This window comes from Nonomuraea longispora (assembly GCF_004348345.1).
In the GTDB taxonomy this organism is placed as follows: Bacteria; Actinomycetota; Actinomycetes; order Streptosporangiales; family Streptosporangiaceae; genus Nonomuraea; species Nonomuraea longispora.
Genome location: NZ_SMJZ01000365.1, coordinates 1 through 3851 on the forward strand (window position 1 = coordinate 1; position 3851 = coordinate 3851).

Annotated in this window: 5 protein-coding genes; all 5 read right to left on the minus strand. The window is 70.7% G+C overall.

What is annotated here, in order from left to right:
* Positions 1 to 522 (minus strand): ACP S-malonyltransferase (locus E1267_RS42960; RefSeq protein WP_165960120.1); only part of this gene is annotated, 522 nt, incomplete at its 3' end.
* 103 nt (positions 523 to 625) lie between these two features.
* Entirely contained in the window at positions 626 to 1750 is a 1125-nt protein-coding gene (locus E1267_RS42965; RefSeq protein WP_132341962.1) for a PucR family transcriptional regulator, read from the minus strand.
* 101 nt (positions 1751 to 1851) lie between these two features.
* Positions 1852 to 2283 (minus strand): DUF350 domain-containing protein, encoded by a 432-nt coding sequence (locus tag E1267_RS42970; protein ID WP_132341958.1) that lies wholly within the window; start codon positions 2281 to 2283, stop codon positions 1852 to 1854.
* Between the two features lie 68 nt (positions 2284 to 2351).
* Positions 2352 to 3497, minus strand: coding sequence for a glutathionylspermidine synthase family protein (locus tag E1267_RS42975; RefSeq protein WP_132341960.1), 1146 nt, complete (start codon positions 3495 to 3497; stop codon positions 2352 to 2354).
* A 3-nt stretch (positions 3498 to 3500) separates the two neighbouring features.
* The coding region (locus E1267_RS42980; RefSeq protein ID WP_342774964.1) for a hypothetical protein at positions 3501 to 3851 on the minus strand (351 nt) is incomplete at its 5' end.

The following is a 3851-nucleotide window of genomic DNA, read 5'->3' on the forward strand; positions in this document are numbered from 1 at the left end:
GGCGGGTGGGTCGGCCTTGAACGCGGCCAGCTGCTCGACAGTGCCTCCCGCGACGATCTGCCCGGCGCCGTTGATGTTGGCGGCGGTGAGCCCGTGCCTGTCGATCGCGGTGAGGACCTCCTCCTCGACGCCACCGAGCACGGCCGTCATGCCGGTCTCGGTGATGGCGGCGGCCTTGGCCATGGCCTGGGCGCGGTCGCGGATCAGCGACAGCGCCTGCTCCGGGGTGATCACCCCGGCGAGCGCTGCGGCGGCGAACTCGCCGACGCTGTGCCCGGCGACGAGGTCGGGGGCTGCGCCGAGCGCCTCGGCGGAGGCCAGCGCGGCGGCCACGAGCAGCGGCTGGGCGACGGCGGTGTCGCGGATCTCGTCGGCGCCGGCGGTCGTGCCCTGGGCGATCAGATCGACCCCGACGACCTCCGACCATGAGCCCAGCCTGTCGGCCAGACCGGGCAACTCAAGCCATGGAGTCAGGAAGCCTGGCGTTTGGGCACCTTGGCCCGGAGCGACGAGTACAAGCACAAAATCCACCATGCCCTGTAGAACTCCGACACGCGGATGGAGATCCGTACGAACTTTGTCCAGGGTGATTTGTAGGAACCCTACAGTGGGGATGGCGGCGCGGTTACGTTAGAGCGCACCAGCTCACCGCACTCTCCGCGAGCCTCCCGAGGATGAGCCCCACCTGGAGCGTGAAGGCGGACCGGCCCTCGGTGGGCTGGTAACCGGTCAGCTCGGTGATCTTCTTCAGGCGGTAGCGCACGGTGTTGGGATGGACGAACAGCAACCTGGCCGTCGCCTCCAGCGACGTGCCCTGCTCCAGGTAGGTGGCCAGCGTGTCGAGCAGCGGAGTGCCCGCGAGCGGCAGGTAGACGCTCTCGATGAGCTGCCGCCTTGCGTCGAGGTCGCCGTCGAGCGCCCGCTCGGCCAGCAGGTCCCCGGCGTGCACCGGCCTGGGCGCGTCGGGCCAGCCCGACGACGCCTTGAGCCCTGCCAGCGCCGCCCTGGCCGAATTGGCGGCGGCGTGCAGGTCGGGCACCTCGGGGCCGATGACGATGGGGCCGACGCCGAAGCGGGCCACCACCTGCTTGGCCGCGTCGTTGACGCTGCCCGCGCCGCCCACGATCACGATCAGCCGGTCGGCCTGGACCCCCGCCAGCAGGTCCATGCCGATGCGCCGGCCCTTCTCCCGCAGGCCGTCGATGACCGCGCGCGGGTCGCCCTCGGGGGCGTGCCCGGCGATGACGACGACGGGGGAGGAGGTCCAGCCCAGGGCGGCGGCCCAGGAGTGCAGTCCGTCGTCCACCTCGCCGCGCACCAGGGCGTCGACGATCAGGGCCTCGAGCCTGGCGTCCCACGAGCCCCTGGCCTCGGCCTCTCGGGCGTAGACGTGGGCGGCGGCGAAGGCGACGTCGCGGGTGTAGCGCAGCATGGCCTGCTGGAGCTCGTCCTCGCCGCCCGGCGCGGCCAGCTCGTGGGTCTGCGCCTCGACCACCTCGACCACGACCCTGACGATGTCGACGGTCTGCTGGAGCGAGATCGACCGCTTGAGCTCGCGCGGCGCCGTGCCGAAGAACTCGATGCTGGGAGTGCGCCGCCCCTCACCCGCGGTCGAGAACCACTCGACGAACGCGGCGATGCCGGCCTGGGCCACGAGCCCCACCCACGACCGGTCCTCGGCGCTGAGCGCCCGGAACCACGGCAACTGCTCGTCCATGCGCGCCATCGCCGCCGTGCCGAGCGAGCCCATGGCCCGCTCGAGCCTGCGTGTGGTGTCCTCCCGGGTCCGCTCTGTCACGCCTCCTAGAGTGCCAGGTCCGCTCGGCTGACCGGAACGGTGGTTCGCCCCTCTCAGATGACGGCGACGGCCGTGATGAGCCCGATCGCGACGTGGGTGACCGCGAGCACCCGCGCGCCCGGCTGCAGATCGGGCTCCTTGACCAGGTCGCGTACGGAGATGCCGACCACCCGGTCGAAGATCAGCATGGCCACGGTCTGCACCACGATGCCGACCAGCCCGAACACCGCCGTGCCCGCGAGGCCCTCCGTGAGCCGGCCGCCGGACGACCAGATCGAGGCGGCCACGATCAGCCCGATGGCGGCCATGGCCGAGCAGGCCAGCAAGGTGGCGTTGGGATTGCGCTCGCTGCGGATGACCTCGCTCAGCTTGCCTGGCGTCGCCCAGTCGATCACATAGAACCCGACGATCATCAGGATCACGCCGACGGCTGCGTAAGCGGCGATGGCGCCCGAGCCGCGGGCGAGGAGTTCGAGAAGAGCCACGTCAGTTCCAATCAAGGGGTGCGGGTCCGCCCGGAGCGGGCGCGGGCAGGTGTCGGTCGGCGGGCACGTCAGTCAGCGATGCGGTGCGGGACGAACGACGAGGTGTCGTCGGTGATGAGGCCGGTGGTCTCCCTGATGCCGAGCCCGGCGGCCTCGTCGGCGACCATCCACGCGCCGAGCACCGGCCGCTGCCCCTCGAAGACGGGCAGCGCCTCGAAGCCCTGGAACACGTATCCCTCGCGGCCGTAGGCGCCGGGTGTCTCCTGGGTGACGTCGGGGGTGACGATGCGCATGGAGGCCCCCTCCCTGCCGAGCAGCGGCTTGGCGATGTAGGAGGTGAGGTCTCTGGGGCCGTCGAGGTAGGCGGGCATGAGGTTGGGATGGCCGGTATAGCGCTCCCACAGCAGGGCCAGCAGCGCCTTGTTGGACAGCAGTGTCTTCCACAGCGGCTCGATCCAGGTGGTGTGCCGTACGGCGTGCCGCCCGAAGTCCTCGGCCAGCATCCACTCCCAGGGGTAGAGCTTGAACGCCGAGCGGATCATCCGCTCCTCGACGTCGACGAAGCGGCGGTTGAGTGAGTCCCAGCCGATGTCCTCCATGGCCACGGAGACGGTCTGCAGGCCGGCCTGCTCGGCGGTCTCCTGGAGGTAGGCCACGGTCATGGCCTCCTCGCCCGTCTCGTCCATGTTGGTGAAGGCGAAGTGCGTGGGCCCCGGCGGCAGCCCCAGCCGGGACCAGCGGTCGATGAGCCGCTCGTGCACGGAGTTCCACTGGTCGTCGCCGGGATGCAGGTCCTGCAGCCAGAACCACTGGATCACTGACGACTCCACCAGCGAGGTGGGCGTGTCGGCGTTGTACTCCAGCAGCCTGGCCGGGCCCGTGCCGTCGTAGCGCAGGTCGAAGCGGGCGTACAGGTGGGGGTCGCGGCGTTCCCAGGAGCGCGCGACGTCCTCCCACGCCCATTCGGGGATGGCGAAGTCGGCGAAGCGGCCGGCCGAGACCACGTGCTCGACCGTGCTGAGGCACATCGCGTGCAGCTCCTCGACCTGCTCCTCCAGCGCCTCGACCTCGTCCATCGACAGGACGTAGTGGACGGACTCGTCCCAGTAGGGGCGGCTCAGCCCCGACGGGTGTGCGGCCTTGTGGTAGGCCAGGCCCTGGCCCTCGATCGTCTTCTCCCAGCCTGGCCTGGGAGTGCCGTGCTCGCGCCGCACCTGTCAGCCCCCGCCGCCCCATCTGCTCCCGAAGCCGCCGCGTTGGATCGACTTGCCGCTGCGGGTGTTGATGTCGACGTTGGACGGGCGGTAGGTGGTGCCGCCGCGCACGCGGTTGCCGACCCGCGTGCCGCCGTAGTACCAGAGGTAGGCCCCGCGCGACCCGCCGTAGTAGTGCGTGCCGCCGTCGTCATCGTCGCAGTGGTCGTCGTCGACGATCTGGTAGGAGCCGTCGTCGAGCTGCATGACGCAGTCGGCGGTGACCTCCTCGTCGTCGTCCTGCACGGCGGCGCAGTAGCCGACCAGCATCACGGACAGGACGCCCAGAATCGTGAGTGGGACGGCCTTCGACGC